Here is a 19,457-nt window from a genome sequence, read left to right as displayed (position 1 = left end):
CGGTCAGCCGTCCGTTCGGTGTTCGGCGCGGAAGCCGAGGCTCCGGCGCAGGTATCCGTAGGCGTACGGGGAGCGGCGCAGGGCGCTGTCGTGGCCCTGCTCGTAGACCTCGGCGGCGGTGTCCAGGACGGCGCGGCCGAGGATCCGCTCGGTCCGGCGGCAGAGCTTCTCGAGTTCGGCCAGCCGCTGGGCGGCGGGCAGTCCGGCGAGGGCGGCGCACTCCCTCTCCACGTGGTCGACCCCGTCGCGGTGTTCAGACATCGATTCCTCGTTTCCGGTCGGTCTTGCTTCGCAGTTCGAGTTCAGCGTTCACAGCTCACGATTCACGGTGCACAGGAGGGTTGGGCTTTGGTTCATTCGTTGTGGGGGAAGGACGGCGGCTTCGTTGACGCCGGAAAAGCCCTTCGCACGGTCAAACTCGATCAGGAACCAACCGGAAATGGTGAATCACGCGGTGCTTCGTTGAAGATCTGCGATTCGACGTCAACTTTCAACGCGACTACCGTGCCGGCGAGACCGGCGCCGCCGGAACGTCCGGGGCGGCCGGGGCGGTCAGCGAGACCGGGCCCGCCGGGCCGTCGACCAAGGCGAGCGCCAGCACCGAACCGGGCAGCGCGGCGATCACCAGCCCGTCCGGGGTGACCGAGAGGGTGCGGACGGCCGCGCCGAGCCGGAGGTCGGCGCCGCGGTGCCGCTCGCCCCAGCGGCGCAGCCGGAGCAGGCCGTCGGACCAGGCGGCGGCGAGCAGCAGCCCGCCGGGGGTGGCGCCGAGGGCGACCGCGGTGACCGGGCGGGCGCGCTGGTCGACGGGGGCGGGCAGCGGGGGGCGGCCGGGCATCCAGGTCCAGACCCGGCCGTCCTCGCCGCCGCTGGCGACCAGCGTGCCGCCGTCGGCCTCGGCGACGTCGAGGGCGGTGACCGGGCCCTCGTGCAGGGGGTGTTCGGGGCGGTGGGTGGTGCCGGTGGAGATCTCGCTGTAGGTGGTGAGGCCGTCGGGGCGGCCGAACACCATGACGTCCCGGTGGGCGGCGACGGCGGTGCAGGCGTCGAGGGCGGCGAGCGCGCCGTCGGGGACGCCCTGGTGGCCGTCCACGGTGAGCGGGCGGAGCGTGCCGGAGGCGTTCAGCAGCAGGGCGCCGCCGAACGGGGTGGCGGTCAGGGCGCGCGGGTGCGGTTCGGCCGGTGGCGCGGAGCTGTGCAGGACCTCGCCGGTGGCCGGGTCGGCGAGGTGGAGTCCGGCGGCGTCGGTGAGCAGCAGCCGGCCGGCCAGCGGGCCGAAGCCGAGGGTGGCGGCGCAGGGGCCGGCGGCGGGGGTGTGCTGCCAGACGGCGCGCCAGCGGGTGTCGACCCGGGCGGCGAGGGCGGCGCAGTGCGCGGCGGCCTCGTCGTGCCGGCCGGTGAGGTGGGCGTGCAGGACGGCGGCGCGGTCGGCGGGGCGGGCGGTGGCGGTCCGGTCGGGGGCGGCGCGGCGCCAGGCTTCGGCGAGCGGGGTGGCGGGGGTGCCGGCGTCCTCGGCGCGCTGGAACGCGGCGGTGACGGTGGCGGGTTCGGCGTGCAGCAGCAGGTCGATCTCGCCGAGCAGCGGGGTGCCGGGGTCGGCGGCGGAGGCGTGCCGGACGAGCAGGGCGAGGCGTTCGGGGTCGCTGGCGGCGAGGTCGGGGCCGCCGTCGGGGCGGACGGGTATGCCGCCGGCGACCTCCCACATCAGGGCGGCGTGGTCGACCGGCGGGCTGTCGGCGGCGACCAGGTCGGTGAGTTGCTGCGGGCGCAGGCGCCAGCGGTCGGCGATGGGCGGCGGGGGCAGCAGGCGGGTGGCGGCGGCGACGCCGTCGGGGTCGGTGCCGGGGAGGGTGGCCCACAGGGCGGTGCTGATCGGGCCGTCGGCGCCGGCCAGCGCGGTGAGGGCGGCGCGTTCGGGGCCGGGGACGGCGTCCCACCACGCCTCGGCGAGGGCGGTGGCGCGTTCGGCGGGCGGCCGGGTCGGGTCGGGGGCGGCACCGGGGGTGCGGGCGGCGAGCTGGGCGAGGCCGGGGCTGGGGTGGGTGGCGGCGGGGTCGACGGGGTGGCCGGTGAGCCGGGCGCACCAGGCGGCGTACTTGTCGGGGTCGGTCCACTGCGGCTGGTCGAGGTCGAGGACGGCGCCGGTGGGGGCGGCGGCGGTGAGCGCGTCGGCGGCGGGGCCGTGGGCGGCTTCGACGACCAGCAGCAGCCAGGGGACGGAGAGCAGCGGGACGAGGAGTTCGCGGGCGAGGCGTTCGGGGGTGCCGGGGAGGCGGGGGCCGCCGGCCCGGTCGAGGTCGGTGACGACGACCGTGCGGGGGGTGCCGTCCTGGAGCGCTTCGAGGAGTTCGGCGGGTTCGCCGGCGGTGAGGCCGAGCAGGTCGGCGAGCCGGGCGGTGGCGGAGCGGACGGTGAGGCCCTCGGCGTCCAGCAGGGCGTGCACGCGGCGGCCGGGGCGCGGGTGGTCGGGCGGGCAGGCGGCGGCGAGCCAGGTCAGCAGGTGGGTGCGGCCGCTGCCGGAGGAGCCGGCGATGCGGCACAGCCGGGGGGCGCGGGTGTCCTCCAGCCAGGCCAGCAGGGCGCGTCCGGCGGGGCGGCGGCCGGCTTCGAGCGGGGGCAGCGCGGGGGCGTCGGCGGCGGCGGGCGGCTGGGGCAGCGGGCGGCCGTGGCGCGGGTTGGGCCGGTGGGCGCGGTCGCCGCCGGGGCCAGGCGGGGTGCCGCCGCGGACGAGGTGGACGGGTATCCGTCCGGCGGGGTCGACGCCGTCGTCCAGCAGGTACCGCCAGCCCGCCGGCCCGTCCGGCCGGTCCTCCGCCCGGCCTCCCGGCCGGTCCTCCGGCCGCTCCTCCGGCCGCTCCTCTGCCCGGTCCGCGAGTCCGACGCCGGCGCGGTTGTCGCTGTCCACTGGTGCCTGTTCCTTCGTGTCCGTCCCCGTCGGCCGGTCCCCCACGTCCGGCGCCCGGACGCGGGGGCGCGTCCGTCGCGTCCGCCGTTTCGTCGTGGCACCGTCATGTCCGGCCGGGGTCAGCCTACTTGAGGTGCGCGGACGGGCGGCCGGGGCGGCGGCCCGGGTGTGAGCCGGGACACACTCTCCGGCAGGTGCGCAACGTCCGGCGGCCGGCGGCGCTCTCAGTCCCGGAGGATCCGGGCACGAGGTCCAGGCGCGAGGTCCGGGCGCGAGGCCCGGGCGCGAGGCCCGGGCGCGAGGCCCGGGCGGAACGAGCAGGCGGAGGTGCCGCGGTGGGTGCGGAGACGGCGGCGGAGCGGGCCACCCGGGAGTACGCGGAGCACCGGGGGCTGCTCTTCGCCCTGGTCTACGACCTGCTCGGCGGCGTCGCCGACACCGAGGACGTCCTGCAGGACACCTGGCTGGCCTGGTCGGCCCGGACCGGCGACCCGGCGGCGGCACCGGTCGAACACCCGAAGGCGTACCTGGTGCGGATCGCGGTCAACCGGGCGCTGGCGCAGCGGGCGGCGGTCGACCGGCGGCGCGAGGCGTACGTCGGGCCGTGGCTGCCCGAACCGCTGCCCGAACCGCTGCCCGAGCCGCCGGCCGGCCCGGGGCGGGCGGCCCAGGAGCAGGCGGGCCCGGCGGAGCGCGCCGAGCGGGCCGAGGCGGTGTCGCTGGCGCTGCTGGTGGTGCTGGAGACGCTGTCGCCGCTGGAGCGCGCGGCGTTCGTCCTGCACGAGGTGTTCGGCTACAGCGGGGCGGAGACCGCCGCGGTGCTGGGCCGCTCCCCGGCGGCGGTGCGGCAGTTGGTGAAGCGGGCCCGGGAGCACGTCCGGGCCCGGCGCCCCCGCTACGAGCCCGCCCCGGAGGTCCGCCGCCAGGTGACCGAGCGCTTCCTGGCCGCGGCCCTCGGCGGCGACCTGCCCGCGCTGCTCCGGCTGCTGGCCCCGGACGTCACGCTGATCGGCGACGGCGGCGGCCTGGCCCCGGGCGGGCGCCGGCCGCTCACCGGCCGTGCGAAGGTCGCCCGGCTGCTCACCGCCCTGGCCCGGCGGCGCACCGGCCCGGGCCCCGCCCTCGACCTCGCCTGGCCGACCGCCAACGGCGCGCCGGCCGCGCTCTTCTCCGCCTTCGGCCGCCCGTTCGCGCTGCTGGTCCTGGACCTGGCGCCGGGGACCGACCTGGTCACCGGCGTCCACGCGATCTCCAACCCGGAGAAGCTGCGCGCCTTCGGCCCGGCCTGACCCGCGCGGCGGGGGCGCGGGGGCAGGCCGGCGGCGTCATGGCGGCGGCGTGTGGGGGGGTCTTGACAGGCATGTGGTCCAGACCACGACCATGGGGCCGGACTTGGCCCCTCGGGGGTCAAGTCCGCTACCCTCCCCCACAGTTGAGAAGGGAGCGCGGTCCATGGCCGGACCCGTTCGCAGATCTTTCCGCGCGCTGCTCGCCGGAGTCCTCGGCGTCACCGCCCTGGCCGGCCTGACGCTGGGCGGGGGCGGCACGGCCACCGCCGACGCGGCGGGCGCCCCGCTGCCCGCCCACGTCTTCGCGCCGTACTTCGACGTCCGGAGCGGCGACAGCCCGTCCGTCGTCGCCGCGCAGTCCGGCAACAGGTTCCTGACGCTGGGGCCGATCCGGACCGAGGCCAAGGGCTCCTGCACGCCGTACTGGAACGGCGACACCAGCGCCCCGGCCTTCTGGGTCGACCGGATGCCGAAGTACAGCCAGGAGGTCGACGGCCTGCAGGCGCGCGGCGGCGGCGTCGTCCTGTCGTTCGGCGGGTACGCGGCGGGCGGGGCCGGCACCGACCTCGCCGACAGCTGCACCGACGTCGAGGCGATCGCCGCGGCGTTCCGGAAGGTCATCCTGGCGTACGACGCCGAGCGGATCGACCTGGCCGTCGAGGGCCGGTCGCTGACCGACTCGGGCGGCGTGGACCGCCGCAACCGGGCGGTCCGGCTGACGGAGGACTGGGCCGCGTCCGTCGGCCGCGACGTCCAGTTCTCGTACACCCTGCCCGCCACCCCCGCCGGTCTGACCCCCGGCGGCCTGGCGGTGCTGCAGAACGCGCTGTGCCACGGCGTCCGGGTGCACGTCGTCAACCTGCTGACGTTCGACTACCGGGACGGCCCCCGGCACGACATGGCCGCCGACACCCGGACCGCCGCGCAGTGCCTGCACGAGCAGCTGCGGCAGCTGTACCCGGCCCGGACGGACGCGCAGCTGTGGGGCGCGGTCGGGATCACCGAGATGATCGGCGTCGACCACTACGGCCCGGAGGAGACGTTCAGCACCGCCGACGCCGCCGCCGTCGCGGCCTGGGCGGCGGACCGGGGCGTCGGCACCCTGTCGTTCCGGGCACTGCAGCGCGACAACGGCGGCTGCCCGGGCACGGCCGGCTCGGACTCCTGCTCGGGCACCGCGCAGGGCCCCTGGCAGTTCAGCCACGCCTTCCAGCCGTTCACCGACCCGCCGCCGGTCCTGCCGTCCCCCTCCTCCCCCGGGCCGTTCCCCTCGGTCACCGACGAGGGGCCGAGCTTCCTGATGTCCCTGGACTCGCACTCCGGCAGCGTGGTCGCCGGCTCCTCGGTGACCACCCGGGTGACCGCGGCGGTCAACCACGCCACGGTGGAGTACGTGACGGTCGGGACCGCCGGCGCCCCGGCCGGGGTCACCGCCTCGGCCAACCCCTCGATGGTCCTGACCAGTTACCCGAACAACCCGATCGGCACGACCGCCACCCTGACCCTGACGACCACCGCGGCGACCGTCCCCGGCACCTACCGGCTGCTGGTGACCGGACGGGGCAACGACTTCCACGCCGAGACGGCCTACACCCTCACCGTGACGAGCCCCGCACCTCCGGAGCCCTGCGCGGCCGCCGCCTGGAGCCCGGCCCTGGCCTACACCGGCGGCGAAACCGTCTCCTGGGCGGGCCACAACTGGCAGGCCGCGTGGTGGTCGGTCGCCGAAGCCCCCGGCACCACCGGCGAGTGGGGCCCCTGGAAGGACCTCGGCGCCCACTACTGAGCCCGCCACGGGCCCGGCAGCACCGGAGGAAGCCCCTCGCCTCGGCCCTAGCCGCCGTGCGGGCCGAGGCGGGCGAGCAGGTCGAAGAGGCGCTCGGGGACGGCGAGGGCGTCCGGGGGCGGGGAGACGTAGAGCTGGACGGCGGTGACGCCGGGGAGGAGGAACTCGCGCAGGCGTTCGCGGATCCGCTCGGGCGGGCCGTGCAGGAACAGGTCGTCGACGAGGGCGTCCGGGAGGGCGCGCTGGGCGCCGGGGTGGTCGCCGGCGGCCCAGCGGCGGTGGGTCTCGGCGAGCAGGTCGCCGTTGCCCAGCCACTCGTGGAACCTGCGGTAGGGCTCGCGGTTGAGGATCCAGGCGAGGAACGGCCGGGCGGCGCGCCGCGCGTACCCGGCGTCCTCGGTCGGGCAGACGAAGACCTTGACGACGAGTTCCTTGCCGGGCGGCTGCGGGCCGACCGCGTCCAGCACCTTGGGCAGGTCCCGGGCGCGCAGCAGGTTGGTGATGGCGCCGTCGCCCTCGGTGAAGCCGAGCCGGAGCATGCCGGGGCGCAGCGCGCCGAGGATGACCTTGACGGGCCGGGCGGGCGGGTGCGGCAGCCGGTAGCCGGCGATGGAGAAGGTGTCGAAGTCGCCGGCGACGTGTTCGCCGCGCAGCGCGGCGGTGAGGAAGCGCAGGACGTCGCGGGTGCGCTTGAAGGGCTCGTCGAACGGGATGCCGTTGATGTCGGTGACGTGCGCGGGCACGGACGCGCCGATGCCCAGCAGGACGCGTCCGGGGGCGAGTTGGGCGAGGGTGGCGGCGGTCTGGGCGAGGACGGCGGGGCCCCGGGTGTGGACCGGGACGATGCCGGTGGCGATCCGCAGCCGCTGCGACCAGGCGGCGGTGGCGGCGAGCGGGGTGAACGCGTCGGTGCCGCCGCCCTCGGCGCTCCACACGTCGCCGTAGCCGAGGTCGGGGAGGCGTTCGACCAGGCGGCGGTGCCGGTCGAGGGTGAGTCCGGGCAGCGGCAGGGTGATGCCCCAGGCGGGTACGGGTGCGGGTACGGGTCCGGGTGTTCCGGGCATGGTGTGGCGGGTCTCCTCGTCTGTTCCGCGGGCGGGGCCCGGGCGGCCGCCGCCGGCCCGGGTGCCCCGTCCGGTCCGAGCCTGGCGGGCGGCGGGCGGGCGGGCCAGCCAGGCGTTCGTACGGTTACCCCCGGTCATAGGATCCGGGCGCCGACGGCCCGGCCCGAACCGGCCCGGCCCCACCCCGAACTCCGGTCCGGGTACCGGGGGTTCGGCGGCGTGTGAGGAGTGTGTTGCGGGATCCGGAACCGGCCCTCTCCCGCCCTACGCTGGGCCGGAGTGCCGAGCGTCCCAGCCGCGACGAGGAGCGAGCCCGTGCCCACCACCGCCACCGCCACCGCCACCGGTCGGGAGCTGGGCGCGTTCCTGCGCGCCCACCGCGAGTCGCTGCGGCCCGCCGACGTCGGCCTGGCCGCGACCGCGCGGCGCCGGACGCCGGGGCTGCGCCGCGAGGAGGTGGCCTCGCTCTCCGGGGTCGGCCTGGCCTGGTACACCTGGCTCGAACAGGGCCGGGTGGCGGCCTCCCGGCAGGTGCTGGAGGCGGTCGGCCGGGCGCTGCGGCTGGACGCGGCGGGCCTGCGGCACGCGCTGCGGCTGGCCGGCTACCACGAGCCCGCCCCGGCCGGGGACGATCCGGGCGCGGCGGGGAGGCTGGCCGCCGCCGTCCGCCCGGTGCTCGACTCCTGGACGGCCGGCCCGGCCGTCCTGCTGGACCGCCACTTCGACCTGCTGGCCTGGAACGCGGCCTGGACGGCGCTGTGCGGCGACCCCGGGGAGGTGTCGGCCGACCGCCGCAACCTGCTCTGGCTGCTCGCCGCCGACCCGCGCCTGCACGCGGTGCTGCCCGACTGGCGGCCGCTCGCGATGGACGTCTTCCGGCACTTCCGCGCGCAGGCCGGCCCGGCCCTCGCCGACCCGCGCACCGAGCGGCTGTACCGCCGCCTGGACGCCGACGTCCCCGAGCTGCGCCACTGGTGGGGCTGCCACTCGGTCGCCCCGCTGACCGCCCGCGCCGTCCTGGCCCACCCGCCCGGGCGGGCGCCGGTCCGGCTGACCCTCGGCTCGTTCCACCCGGTGGACGACCCGACCGCGCTGGTGCTCCTGCTGACGCCGACACCGGCCGATCCTCCGGGGCCCGGCGCGGCGTGCTCGCCCTGAGGTCAGCGGCCCGCCACCGGGCGGCGTTGCGGTGTACGGGGCGTCCGGGGGGATAGAAGGGTCTGCATGCGCTTTGTTCCGGAGTCGGTGGCGGCCTTGGTGCGCCGTGGGGCCAGGGACCCGTTCGTCGTGCAGACGGTGCGGGCGACCGTCGCGGCGACGCTGTCGTACGTGGTGGCGACCTGGCTGAGCAGTGAGCCGGCGCCGCTGACCGCGCCGCTGACGGCGCTGCTGGTGGTGCAGGTGACGGTGTACTCGACGCTGACCACGAGTGTCCGGCGGGTCAACTCGGTGGTGGTCGGGGTGCTGATCGCGATCGGGTTCTCGACGGTGGTGGGGCTGTCCTGGTGGAGCCTGGGGCTGATCATCCTGGCGTCGCTGGTGGTGGGGCGGTTCGTCCGGGTGGACGAGTTCGTCCAGGAGGTGGCGATCAGCGCGATGCTGATCCTGGGCGTCTCGCAGGTCACCACGCAAGCCTGGGACCGGGTGCTGGAGACGGTGATCGGGGCGGGGGTGGGGCTGCTGTTCAACCTGGTGATAGCGCCTCCGGTGTGGGTGGACACGGCGGGCGAGTCGATCGAGGACCTGGCCCGGCGGGCCCGGCACCTGCTGCTCGGGCTGGCCGAGGAGCTGGGGCGGCCGGTGCCGGTGGAGCGCGCCGCCGAGCGGCTGCACGAGGCGCGCCGGCTGGACCAGGCCATCGCCGGGGTGGACGGGGCGCTGCGGCAGGCCGAGGACAGCCTGCGGCTGAACCCGCGGATCAGCGAGGGCCTGCTGTCCCGGCTGGTGCTGCGGACCGGACTGGACACGCTGGAGATCTGCGTGGTGGTGATCCGGGTGATCGCCCGCTCGCTGACCGACCTGGCCAAGCGCCGCGACCCGGGCGAGCGGCTGTTCCCGGCGGACGTCGCGGTCGCGCTGGAGGAGCTGTTCGGGCACCTCGGCGGGGCGCTGGTGAGCTTCGCGGTGCTGGTCACCACGCAGGTCAGCCGCAACGCGGAGGAGGCCGAGCAGCGGCTGGCCGCCGAACTCGCCGCCGCCTGGGCCTGCCGGGAGAACGTCGCCCACCTGCTGCTGCGCCGCGTCCAGGAACAGCCGGAGGGCTGGCAGTTGCACGGCTCGCTGCTCGCCGAGGTCGACCGGATCCTGGACGAGCTCGACCTGGAGCACCGCGGCCGCCGCCTGATGGAGGAACTCGACCGGGCCGCCGTCGCCAACCGCGACCGCTTCTCCCGCTTCGCGGCCCTGCGCCGCCTCGCCCGCGGCGAACGCCTCCGCCCGCGCCGCCGACGCCCCCGCGAGGAGGCGGCCTGACTGCTCGCCGCCCCGGCCCGCTACGACTCGTTCCTCGGACCGGATTTGACTTCAAGCCCGCTTGAAGCGCGACGTTGGCCCGCATGCCCTCAGCGACCGCGGGACGCCTGCTGCCCGGCCCCTACCGCGCCCTGTTCGCCGACCGGACCTTCCGGCGGCTGATGCCGGCCTTCGCGCTGTCCGACCCGGGCGACGGCATGACCGTCGTCGCCGTGGCGTGGCTCGCGTTCGCCCTGGGGCCGGACGGCGGCCGGGGCGCGCTGGTCCTGGGCCGGTGGATGCGCCGGCCCGCGGCGCGGCGCCCCTGCCGTCCTCGTGGGCTGCGGTGCGCCGATGGTCCTCACCGCCCCCGTCGGCGCCGTCGTGCCGAGGCTCCGCCCGGGCCGTCGACGACGGCCCCGGCCCGTCGCCCTCCCCGTCGCCGAGCCCCTCGGGCAGCGTCTCGCCGTCCCCCGTCGGCAGCGGCGTCTCCCCCTCGCCGTCGCCGTCGACCGGCTCCTCCCCGTCAGGCAAGGGCGGCCCGGGGTCCGGCGGTACGGGCGGTCCGGGCGGTGGCGGTGGCGCGAACGGGTCGGGCCCGGGGCGGACGCCGCAGGGCGGGGTGGCGGCCGGCGCGGGCGGCTCCTCGCGTGACCTGAACCCGGCGGAGGTCGCCGTCGGCGCCGCCCTGATCGCGGGGGCGGGCTACCTGGTCGTCCGCCGGCGCCGCCGCTCCCGCCGTTGACCCCTGCGGAGCGGCCGGCCGGGCGGCGCGGGCGGCATGCCGGTGCCGCCCGCGCCGCCCGGCTGGCCCGGCTGCGGCGGACCGTGCGGGTCGGCACCGCGGCCGTCGCGCTGCTGTCCGGTGTCTGGCTGGTCGACGACGGGCTGACCACCAGTCAGCCCCCGCCCCCACCCGCGCAGGCCCCGCCGTCGCCCGGCGGGGCGGCCGGGAGCGCCCGGCCCGCGCCGGGCGTCGCGGCGCTCGGGCCGTCCGACCCGGTGCGACTGCGGATCCCGTCGATCGCGGTCGACGCCGCCTTCACCCCGCTGGGCCTGGACCCGGCGGGGGCGCTGGCCACGCCGCCGCTGGGCCGCCGCGACCTGGTCGGCTGGTACCGCGACGCCCCGGCGCCCGGCGCGGACGGCACCGCCGTGGTGGTCGGCCACGTCGACGACCGGCGCGGCCCGGGCGTGCTGTACCGGCTCGGCCTGCTGCGCCCCGGCCTGACCCTCACCGTCACCCGGCAGGACCGCCGCACCGCCGTCTTCACCGTCGACGCCGTGCGCTCCTACCCGAAGGCCGCCTTCCCCGCCGCCGAGGTGTACGCCCCGGCGGGCCGCGCCGAGTTGCGCGTGATCACCTGCGGCGGCCGGTACGACCGGCGCACCGGCTACGACTCGAACACCGTGGTCTACGCCCACCTGACCGCGGTCTCCTGAACCCCGCGCGCCCACCGCCGTTCCCCCGGGCCGCCGGGCTGGCAGGGTGGGTCCATGACGGTCACCTCCTCCGCACGCCCCGGCCCGCGGTCGTGGTCCCGGCCCGGCCGCCGGATGCCGCTGGGCGCGGACTTCGGCCTGTTCCTGGTGCTGTTCTCCGCCGAACTCGTCGCGTTCGTCCTGCTGGTGCGGGCGCAGCCGCACGACGGGCCGTTCGCCGTCGTCAGCGAGGTCACCCGCTCCTTCCTGGTCTGGCAGGGCGTCCTGGTGCTGGCGGCGGCGGTGCTGGCCGGGCTCGCGCTGTACCTGCGCGCGCCGCTGGCGGCCGGCTCGCAGGTGCTCGGCGTGCTGGTGTTCGCCGGCCTGCTGCTGCTCTCGCTGCGGGGGTACTCGCACCCGTACCCCGCCCCCCACTCCGTCCCGCTCCAGGGCCCGGCGTCGGCGGGTGCCACGGCCTGCCGCAGCGGCTCCCTCTGCCCCTGAGCCCTGTCCCCCAGCGGGATGGAGCGCGCGGGAGCTCTGCGCGCGCCCCCGGGCGGCTCCTCCCGCGCACGGATGTTCCGGGTGCGAACGGGTGATTCTCGGCCGCGGTGCCATCCGTTTCCGATCGGGCCTTTCTCCTTCCGCGGCAAGGGAACTGACGGCGTGTCCGACGGCTCGGCGCGGGCGACACGGAGGGTGACGCCTGCTCACCGTGCGCACTCAGGGCGTGGTGGTCTGGGCCCGCCCCCGGGTGTTCCCGCCCGGACCGAACTGGAGGAACCATGTCCCGAACCGCCAAGACCAAGGGCCTGATCGCGCTCGCCGTCGGAGCCGCCGCCGTGGTCGCCGGTGTCCCCGCGCTGGCCGGCGCGGCCACCACCGACGCCCACCGGGCCGCGCCGCCCGCCCTGACCATCGACTTCACCGGCAGCAACTCGCTGGCGGGCGCGGCCAACGCGGTCGGCGCGGGCTTCGGCGGGACGGCCGCCGCGAAGGACGCGAGCGGCGCGCAGGTCGCCACCGTGTACGACCAGTGCACCAAGGACGCGGTCGCGGTCGACTCGGTGACCGCGTTCTGCGCCGCCGACCTGGTCTTCACCGGTGGCGACCAGGTGACCTTCACGGCCGTGGTGCCGATCGACAACCCGCTGACCGCGAAGTACCCCAAGCAGTTCGACGGCGTGATCACCGGCGGCACCGGCGCGTACCAGGGCCTGACCGGGGCCGTGCACCTCACCAACACGGCCGCCGGGGTCTACTCCCTCGGCTGGGACGCCTGACCCCCGCCCCGTCCGAGGGGAGCCGCCGATCCCACCGGCGGCTCCCCTCCGGCGTTCCCGGCGGCCGTCGGTGACAACCGATCACGCTCTCCCACTCGTCCGTTAGGAAGAGGATGCGGTGTCCGGTCGTTCCGTCGCGGGACGCGGCGGTCCGGTGGAGCGGGACGGGGAACAGCGGAACAGTGAAGAACCAAAGGGGCGGGGAGCGTCCGCGACTCCGGGGCGGGGCCGTGAAGGTGGCGCTGGGGGTGCTGGCCGGGGGCGCGGTGACCGCGCTGGTGCTGACGCTGGCACTGGACGGCGGGACGGGCCCGGCGCCGGCGCTCGGTCCGCCGCCGTCGTCGCCGTCGCCGTCGTCGCCGGAGGCCGCGGCGGCGTCCGGCGGCGCGGGCGACGGGGTGGGCGGCGGGGTGGCGGCGTCGCCGTCGTGGGACGGGAAGGTGAAGCCGCTGGGGGACGGCTCGACGTCCGACGCCGGGCCGCAGCCGCACCAGTTGAAGGCGGAGAAACTGAAGCCGGGTGAGAAGCCGCCGCAGTTCGTGGTGTTCTCCTGGGACGGCGCGCTGGAGAACGACGACCACCTGTTCTCCCGGTTCCGCGAGCTGGCGAAGACGAACAACGCGACGATGACGTTCTTCCTGAGCGGCATCTACCTCGTCCCGGACCGGAAGCGGAACCTGTACCAGGCGCCGAAGCACCCGGCCGGCAGCGCGGCGATCTCCTTCCCCACCGACGAGCACGTCAAGGAGACCCTGGCGCAGCTGCGGCTGGCCTGGCAGGACGGCGACGAGATCGGCACCCACTTCAACGGGCACTTCTGCACCGACGCGGGGGACGCCGGCGGCGGCTCGACCTGGACGGTGGAGGACTGGAAGAAGGAGATCGACCAGGCGTACGCGTTCGTCGCGAACTGGAGGACCAACACCGGGTTCGCGGCCGAGGCGCCGCTGCCGTTCGACTACGCCAAGGAGCTGGTCGGCGGCCGGGCGCCCTGCCTGGAGGGGCAGAAGAACCTGCTGCAGGCGGCGAAGTCGTACGGGTGGCGGTACGACGCGAGCTCGCCGGGCGAGTTCCAGGTCTGGCCGTCGAAGGCCGACGGGATCTGGAACTTCCCGCTCCAGCTGCTGCCGTTCGGCAACACCCAGGTGCTGTCGATGGACTTCAACTTCCTTGCCAACCAGTCGGGTTCCAGCACCGCGGGCGACCCGAAGAAGTACCCGGCCTGGGAGAAGCAGGCCCGGGAGGGCTACCTGGACGGCTTCGAGCGGGTCTACAACGGCAGCCGGGCGCCGCTGTTCATCGGAAACCACTTCGAGACCTGGAACGGCGGCATCTACATGCAGGCGATCCAGGACGTGATGGAGACCGTCTGCAAGAAGGACGGGGTGCGCTGCGTCTCGTTCAAGGAGCTGGCCGACTGGATGGACGTCCAGGACCCGAAGGTGCTGGAGAAGCTCCGGCACCTGGACCCGGCGCAGTCCCCGGACTGGCCGACCTACCTCAAGTAGGCCGCGCGGCGGGTCAGCGCGCGGTGCCCCTGGCGTTGGCGGCCCAGATCCCGGCCGGGATCGCGGCGTCGGGGGCGCTCTGCGCGGTGCCGCCGATGCCGGTCAGCGGGAGCAGTTCCAGGGTCTTCAGGTCGAGCCGGAAGACGGTGACGGCGGTGGAGACGCCGCCGTGGTAGCCGACGAACCAGCTGGCGTCGTGCTCCTGGGTGCTGCCGGCCTTGGCACCGCTGTCGGCGGCGGCCTCCTTCGCCTCCTTGGCGGTGCCGGTGGCGTCCTTGGCGGTGCCGGTGCCGTCCTTGGCGAGGCCGAGGCCGTCCCTGGCGGCGCCGCGCAGCGCGGTGTCGACCTCGGCGGCCACCTGGGAGGTGAGGGCCTGGACGGTCGCGGGCTTGTCGACGGCGATCTGGCTGCCGTTGCGGGTGACCGAGGTGACGGAGTACGGGTCGGTGCGCTTGCCGTCGGCGTCGAAGGCGGTGTAGGCGTCGGCGAGCCGGATCGCGCTGGGGGTGGAGTTGCCGAGGGTGTAGGCGGGGGTCAGGTCGCCCATGCTCTCGGGGAGCAGGCCGAGGGCGAGCGCGGTCCGGCGGACGTTGTCGAGCCCGACGTCCATGCCGAGTTGCTGGAGCGGGCCGTTGACGGAGCGCTCGACGGCGGCGCGCAGCGTGAGGGTGCCCCAGTTCCGGCCGCCGTCGTTGGTGGTCTTGGCCTTCTTGCCGTCCCGCCCCCAGTAGGGGCCCTCGGGGGTCCGCAGGTCGACGCCGTTGTCGCCGTTGTAGGTGGTGGTGGGCTGGACGGGGGTGCGGGGGCCGTTGCGTTCGCGCTGGACGCCCTGGGCCAGGCCGGCCGCGTACACCAGCGGGGTGAAGGCCGAACCGGCGGGCACGTTCACGGTGTTGGCGTTGTTGAAGCCCTGCTTGAGGTAGTCCGGGCCGCCGTAGACGGCGAGGATCCGGCCGTCGGCGGCGACCGAAGCGGCGCCGATGTGGACGTTCTGGTCGGCGGGGCGGCGCTCGGGGTCGAGCTTCTTCGCGGCGCTCTGGACGGCCTCGGTGAGCGCCTGCTCCTTCGGCTTCTCGAAGGTGGTGTGGATCTGGTAGCCGCCGAGGTCGAACTGGGCCGGGGTGATGTCGGCGTGGCTCTGCGCGTAGCTCTTGGCGAGGTCGACCAGGTAGCCGGTCTGTCCGTTCAGGCCGACCAGCGGCGGGACGGGGTTCGGCTCGGGGAAGTCGGTGTACTTGGCGCGGTCGGCGGCCGAGAGCCTGCCGATCTTCACCATCCGGTCGAGGATCCAGGACCAGCGGTCGACCGCCCGGGCGTGGTTGTCGGCGTTCAGGGCCGGGTCGTACAGCGAGGCGCCCTTGAGCACCGCCGCGAGGAACGCGCCCTCGCTGACGTTCAGTTCGGAGACGTGTTTGCCGTAGTACGCCTGGGCGGCGCGCTCGATGCCGTAGCTGCCGCGGCCGAACCAGCTGATGTTCAGGTAGCCGCTGAGGATCTGCTCCTTGCTGTCCCGCTGGTCGAGCTTGAGCGCGATGAACATCTCGTCGAGCTTGCGGGAGAAGTCCTGCCGCTGGTTCAGGTAGGCGTTCTTCACGTACTGCTGGGTGATGGTGGAGCCGCCCTGGGTGTCGCCGCCCGAGCCCATCCGGTAGAGCGCCCGGCCGATGCCCTGGAAGGAGATGCCGGGGTCGGAGTAGAAGGTCTCGTTCTCGGCGGCCAGCACCGCCCAGCGGACCTGCTCGGGCACCTGGTCGAGCGGGACGTCCTGCCGGTTGACCAGGCCGGTGCGGGCCATCTCGGTGCCGTCGGCCCAGTAGAAGACGTTGTTCTGCTGGGTGGCGAAGGCGTTCAGGTCGGTGGGGACCTCGGTGGTGGCGTACAGCACGCCGACGGTGCCGCACAGCAGCGCGCAGCAGGTGCCGGCCAGCAACAGGAGCTGGCGCCAGGACGGCAGCCAGCGCCGGACGCCGCTCCGGCCGGCCCGGGGGTAGTCCAGCCGACGGGGCCGACGGGGCCGGCGGGGCAGCAGACGGCGCCGACCCGCGCGGGCGGTACGGGCGTCGGCGCGGGCGGTGCGTTCCGGCGGCCCCGCCGCGGCCTCGTCACCGTTCCCTGGCTGGCCAGGCACCATCAGCACTCCGCTCCCTCGCCGGGCGTCCCTCGTCACTCCTCAGACGCCACCAGTCGACCGCGCGTTTCGGGGGCCGAGGTGTGATCAAAACCACTGCGCGGCCGGTGGCCTGGACCACTCCGGGTCCGATCGTGAATTGACGGATCGTCAATTCACGCTGTGATCTGGGGAGTTCCTCAGCCACCGCTCGACCGGGACGGCGGACCGCACTCGACATCCCGACAATCGGAGCGAGTTCCTCCACCCCGCCGCGGTCGTCTGGCAGACGGCGAAGCGGCCCCGCCCCCGGGACGATCGGGGGCGGGGCCGCGGCCGGGCGAGGGGGTGTCAGACCGTCCGGGCGAGGCGGTCGGCGAGCAGCTTGGCGAACCGGGCCGGGTCGGTCAGGTCGCCGCCCTCGGCCAGCAGGGCGGTGCCGTAGAGGAGTTCGGCGGTCTCGGCGAGGGCCGGGTCGTCGGCGCGCTCCTCGTGGGCGGTGCGCAGGGCGCCGACCAGGGGGTGGTCCGGGTTGAGTTCGAGGATCCGGCGGGCGGGCGGGACGTCCTGGCCCATCGCCCGGTACATCTTCTCCAGGGTGGGGGTGAGGCCGTCCGCGTCGCTGACCAGGCAGGCGGGCGAGTTGGTCAGCCGGGTGGTGAGCCGGACGTCCTTGACGTCGCCGAGCGTCTCGCCCAGCCAGCCGAGCAGCGCCGCGTAGGAGCCGGTGCGCTCCTCGGGGACCTCGTCGGCGGGCAGGTCGACCGCGCCGCGGGCGACCGAGCTGAACTCCTTGCCGTCGTGGTCGGGGATGCTCTCGACCCAGATCTCGTCGACCGGGTCGGTGAGCAGCAGGACCTCGTAGCCCTGGGCCCGGAACGCCTCCAGGTGCGGGGAGTTCTCGACCTGGGCGCGGCTCTCGCCGGTCATGTAGTAGATCTTGTCCTGGCCGTCCTTCATCCGGGCGACGTAGTCGGCCAGCGAGGTCGGCTCCTCGCCGGCCGTGGAGGAGAACGAGGCGACGTCCAGGATCGCCTTGCGGTCCTCGGCGGGGTCGAGCAGGCCCTCCTTGACGGCGGGGCCGAACTCGCGCCAGAAGGTGCGGTACTTCTCGGGGTCGGCGGCCATCATCTCCTTGACGGTGGCCATCACCTTCTTGGCCAGCCGGCGGCGGATCAGCTGGATGTGCCGGTCCTGCTGGAGGATCTCCCGGGAGATGTTCAGCGACAGGTCGGCGGCGTCCACCACGCCCTTGACGAAGCGCAGGTGGTCGGGGAGCAGCTCGCGGCTGTCCTCCATGATGAACACCCGCTTGACGTACAGCTGGACGCCGTGGCGGCCGTCGCGCTGGAACAGGTCGTGCGGGCGGCGGGCCGGGATGAACAGCAGCGCCTCGTACTCGAAGGTGCCCTCGGCGCGCAGCCGGATCGTCTCCAGCGGGTCGGTCCAGTCGTGCGCGATGTGCCGGTAGAACTCCCGGTACTCCTCCTCGTCGACCTCGTTGCGCGGGCGGGCCCAGAGCGCCTTCATCGAGTTGAGGGTCTGCTCGCCGGTGCCGTCCGGGCCCGCGGCGCGGATCGGGAAGGCGATGAAGTCCGAGTACTGCTTGACGATCCGCCGGACGGTCGACGGCTCGGCGTAGTCGTGCAGCCCGTCCTCGCCGTCCTCCGGCCGCAGGTGGACGGTGACGGCGGTGCCCTCGGGGGCGTCCTCGACGGTCTCCAGGGTGTAGGTGCCCTCGCCCGCCGACTCCCAGCGGGTGCCGGTCTCCTCCCCGGCCTTCCGGGTGACCAGGGTGACCTTGTCCGCGACCATGAAGGTCGAGTAGAAGCCGACCCCGAACTGGCCGATCAGCTCGGCCGGCTCCTTGCTCTCCCGCAGCCGCCGCAGCGTCTCCGCGGTGCCGGAGCGGGCGATCGTCCCGATCAGCCCGACGACCTCGTCCCGGGTCATCCCGATCCCGTTGTCCCGGACGGTCAGCGTCCGGGCCCGCTGGTCGGTCTCGACGGCGATGTGCGGGTCCTCGACCCGCAGCCGCTCGTCGGTGAGGCCGGCCAGCCGCCGCTTGTCCAGCGCGTCCGACGCGTTGGAGATCAGCTCGCGCAGGAAGACGTCCTTGTTCGAGTAGATCGAGTGGACCATCAACTGCAGCAACTGCCGTGCCTCGGCCTGGAACTCCAGCGTCTCGGTGCTCATGGGGTCCTTCCTCCCAATGCGTGACGGTACGGGTACGCGAGCACGCGCTCCGTCGCAATCTGACACACCGACGGCGGCCCGGACAAACCCGCGGCCGCCGCCCTGGGCCCCGGTGGGCCCCCGGGCCCGGCCGGGGCCCGGGAGGGGGGAACCCGGCCGGGCGGGGGCGTCAGGCGCAGTCGGGGTGGCCCCAGCTGGTGCCGACCTTGGTGATGGTCTCGCCCTTGGCGTAGGCGCGGCCGCACGGGCAGCGGCCGGGGAACTTGGCGGCGAGGGTGCGGCCGGTGCCGCCGCCGGTAGAGGTGGTGGCGGCGGGGGTGGTGCGCTTGGCCGGGGCGCGGCGGGCGGGGGTGGCGGGGGCCGGGTCGGGGACGGGGAGGTCGGGGGCGGTGCCGGCGGCGGCCTGCTGGGTGCGGGCGGCGTCGCTGGCGGCCTTGTCGGCGATGGCGTTGAGCGGGTCGCCGTCGACCTGGTGGGCCGGGACGTAGACGAACTCGACGTCGCGGCCGGTGAGCAGGGCGTCGATCCGCTGGATCAGCTCCTGATTGGCGACCGGTTTGCCGGCCGCGGTCTTCCAGCCGTTGCGCTTCCAGCCGTGCAGCCACTTGGTGACCGCGTCCCGGGTGTAGGTGCTGTCGAGGCGGACTTCGAGCGGCACGGCCGGGTCGGTGGCCTCCAGCAGGCGTTGCAGGGCCGTCAGTTCGCCGACGTTGTTGGTGTTGCGCCCCAGCGGGCCGGCCGCCCAGCGCTGCGGGGTGCCGTTCCCGTCCGCGACCACGAACGCCCACCCGGCGGGACCGGGGTTGCCCTTGGCCGCTCCGTCGCAGGCGGCGATGACTCGTTCAACCATCCCCCGATCATGCCAGCCCGCGCCCACTGCCCCGTCCGGGCGGCCGGGAGCAACGGGCGGGAGCGGCGGCCGGGAGCGGCGGTCAGGCCCGGCGGGGGCGGAGCAGGTCGGTGAGCAGGCCGCCGAGGACCGCGCCGGCGGTGAACCCGGCCGACATCAGCGCGCCGTTCAGGCCGAGCGCCCGGTCGCGCAGCGGGCCCTCCGGGAAGGAGGTGGTGAGCAGCGCCAGGCCGAGCAGGAACAGCCGCCGCCGGCCGAACAGGTCGGCGATCCGGCCGGACAGCAGGGTGAACCCTGCGGCGGGCAGCGCGAACGCCGTGCCGATCCACTGCAGGTCGCCGAGCGGGAAGCCGAGGCCCGAACCGATCGCCGGGAGGGCGACGTTGAGGATCGAGAAGTCCACCGCGAGCATGAACTGGGCGACCAACAGGACGGTCAGGACGAGGAGTTGACGAGACGTCAGTTTCGTTGCGGGGACGGGTCGTCGCAGGGTGGCGCGCCCCGGGCCGGGGTCAGCCGGCCGGGGGCCGGGGCCCGGACATCGGCCGTCAGCCGGCCGGGGGCTGCCGGATGAGCTGCTCACACTCGCCGCGCGG

General features: G+C 75.4%; 15 protein-coding genes and 1 pseudogene. 9 read left to right on the top strand and 7 right to left on the bottom strand.

The genetic code is table 11. The annotated features are described in order from the left end of the window. Positions 1-3 precede the first annotated feature (3 nt). Together KSE_RS29675 and KSE_RS29670 are read right to left on the bottom strand one after the other, a co-directional pair. Positions 4-261, bottom strand: coding sequence for a hypothetical protein (locus KSE_RS29675; protein WP_014139062.1), 258 nt, complete (start codon positions 259-261; stop codon positions 4-6). A 238-nt stretch (positions 262-499) separates the two neighbouring features. Beyond that, positions 500-2,905: a hypothetical protein gene (locus KSE_RS29670; RefSeq protein WP_014139061.1), complete on the bottom strand. Its 2,406-nt coding sequence runs from the start codon at positions 2,903-2,905 to the stop codon at positions 500-502. A gap of 335 nt (positions 2,906-3,240) precedes the next feature. Between KSE_RS29670 and KSE_RS29665 the strand changes: the two genes are divergently transcribed. Together KSE_RS29665 and KSE_RS29660 are read left to right on the top strand one after the other, a co-directional pair. Then, positions 3,241-4,194, top strand: coding sequence for a sigma-70 family RNA polymerase sigma factor (locus KSE_RS29665; RefSeq protein WP_014139060.1), 954 nt, complete (start codon positions 3,241-3,243; stop codon positions 4,192-4,194). 163 nt (positions 4,195-4,357) lie between these two features. Then, positions 4,358-5,980 carry a chitinase gene (locus KSE_RS29660; RefSeq protein ID WP_014139059.1) on the top strand — a complete coding sequence of 541 codons (1,623 nt, stop codon included), beginning with the start codon at positions 4,358-4,360 and terminating at the stop codon, positions 5,978-5,980. Between the two features lie 47 nt (positions 5,981-6,027). Here KSE_RS29660 and KSE_RS29655 read toward each other — a convergent pair whose 3' ends face one another. After that, positions 6,028-7,044 (bottom strand): LLM class F420-dependent oxidoreductase, encoded by a 1,017-nt coding sequence (locus KSE_RS29655; RefSeq protein ID WP_014139058.1) that lies wholly within the window; start codon positions 7,042-7,044, stop codon positions 6,028-6,030. A gap of 315 nt (positions 7,045-7,359) precedes the next feature. Between KSE_RS29655 and KSE_RS29650 the strand changes: the two genes are divergently transcribed. The 7 genes from KSE_RS29650 to KSE_RS29625 all read left to right on the top strand — a co-directional run bounded on the left by KSE_RS29650 (position 7,360) and on the right by KSE_RS29625 (position 13,708). Continuing rightward, positions 7,360-8,202: a helix-turn-helix domain-containing protein gene (locus KSE_RS29650; RefSeq protein ID WP_014139057.1), complete on the top strand. Its 843-nt coding sequence runs from the start codon at positions 7,360-7,362 to the stop codon at positions 8,200-8,202. A 66-nt stretch (positions 8,203-8,268) separates the two neighbouring features. Beyond that, positions 8,269-9,516: an FUSC family protein gene (locus tag KSE_RS29645; RefSeq protein WP_014139056.1), complete on the top strand. Its 1,248-nt coding sequence runs from the start codon at positions 8,269-8,271 to the stop codon at positions 9,514-9,516. Positions 9,517-10,117: 601 nt separating this feature from the next. Beyond that, a complete protein-coding gene (locus KSE_RS43040) occupies positions 10,118-10,240 on the top strand; it encodes an LPXTG cell wall anchor domain-containing protein (RefSeq protein WP_157850095.1) in 123 nt (40 codons plus the stop codon). 83 nt (positions 10,241-10,323) lie between these two features. Beyond that, positions 10,324-10,938, top strand: a complete 615-nt coding sequence (locus KSE_RS29640; RefSeq protein WP_014139054.1) for a class F sortase — start codon at positions 10,324-10,326, stop codon at positions 10,936-10,938. 54 nt (positions 10,939-10,992) lie between these two features. Continuing rightward, positions 10,993-11,421 carry a DUF6234 family protein gene (locus KSE_RS29635; RefSeq protein WP_014139053.1) on the top strand — a complete coding sequence of 143 codons (429 nt, stop codon included), beginning with the start codon at positions 10,993-10,995 and terminating at the stop codon, positions 11,419-11,421. 281 nt (positions 11,422-11,702) lie between these two features. Next, positions 11,703-12,200: a hypothetical protein gene (locus tag KSE_RS29630; RefSeq protein ID WP_014139052.1), complete on the top strand. Its 498-nt coding sequence runs from the start codon at positions 11,703-11,705 to the stop codon at positions 12,198-12,200. 230 nt (positions 12,201-12,430) lie between these two features. Continuing rightward, positions 12,431-13,708 carry a polysaccharide deacetylase family protein gene (locus KSE_RS29625; RefSeq protein WP_014139051.1) on the top strand — a complete coding sequence of 426 codons (1,278 nt, stop codon included), beginning with the start codon at positions 12,431-12,433 and terminating at the stop codon, positions 13,706-13,708. A gap of 13 nt (positions 13,709-13,721) precedes the next feature. Here the strand turns inward: KSE_RS29625 and KSE_RS29620 are convergent, their stop codons facing one another. The 4 genes and pseudogenes from KSE_RS29620 to KSE_RS29605 all read right to left on the bottom strand — a co-directional run. Beyond that, positions 13,722-15,839 (bottom strand): transglycosylase domain-containing protein, encoded by a 2,118-nt coding sequence (locus KSE_RS29620; protein ID WP_106438068.1) that lies wholly within the window; start codon positions 15,837-15,839, stop codon positions 13,722-13,724. 327 nt (positions 15,840-16,166) lie between these two features. Next, positions 16,167-18,011 carry a molecular chaperone HtpG gene (gene htpG, locus KSE_RS29615; protein WP_014139049.1) on the bottom strand — a complete coding sequence of 615 codons (1,845 nt, stop codon included), beginning with the start codon at positions 18,009-18,011 and terminating at the stop codon, positions 16,167-16,169. A 169-nt stretch (positions 18,012-18,180) separates the two neighbouring features. Continuing rightward, positions 18,181-18,861 (bottom strand): ribonuclease H family protein, encoded by a 681-nt coding sequence (locus KSE_RS29610; RefSeq protein WP_014139048.1) that lies wholly within the window; start codon positions 18,859-18,861, stop codon positions 18,181-18,183. Positions 18,862-18,946: 85 nt separating this feature from the next. Then, a pseudogene (locus KSE_RS29605) lies at positions 18,947-19,351 on the bottom strand (MFS transporter); the annotation flags it as partial. Between the last annotated feature and the right edge of the window lie 106 nt (positions 19,352-19,457).

This window comes from Kitasatospora setae KM-6054 (assembly GCF_000269985.1).
Taxonomy (GTDB): Bacteria; Actinomycetota; Actinomycetes; order Streptomycetales; family Streptomycetaceae; genus Kitasatospora; species Kitasatospora setae.
This window is presented reverse-complemented; position numbering and strand designations above follow the sequence as displayed.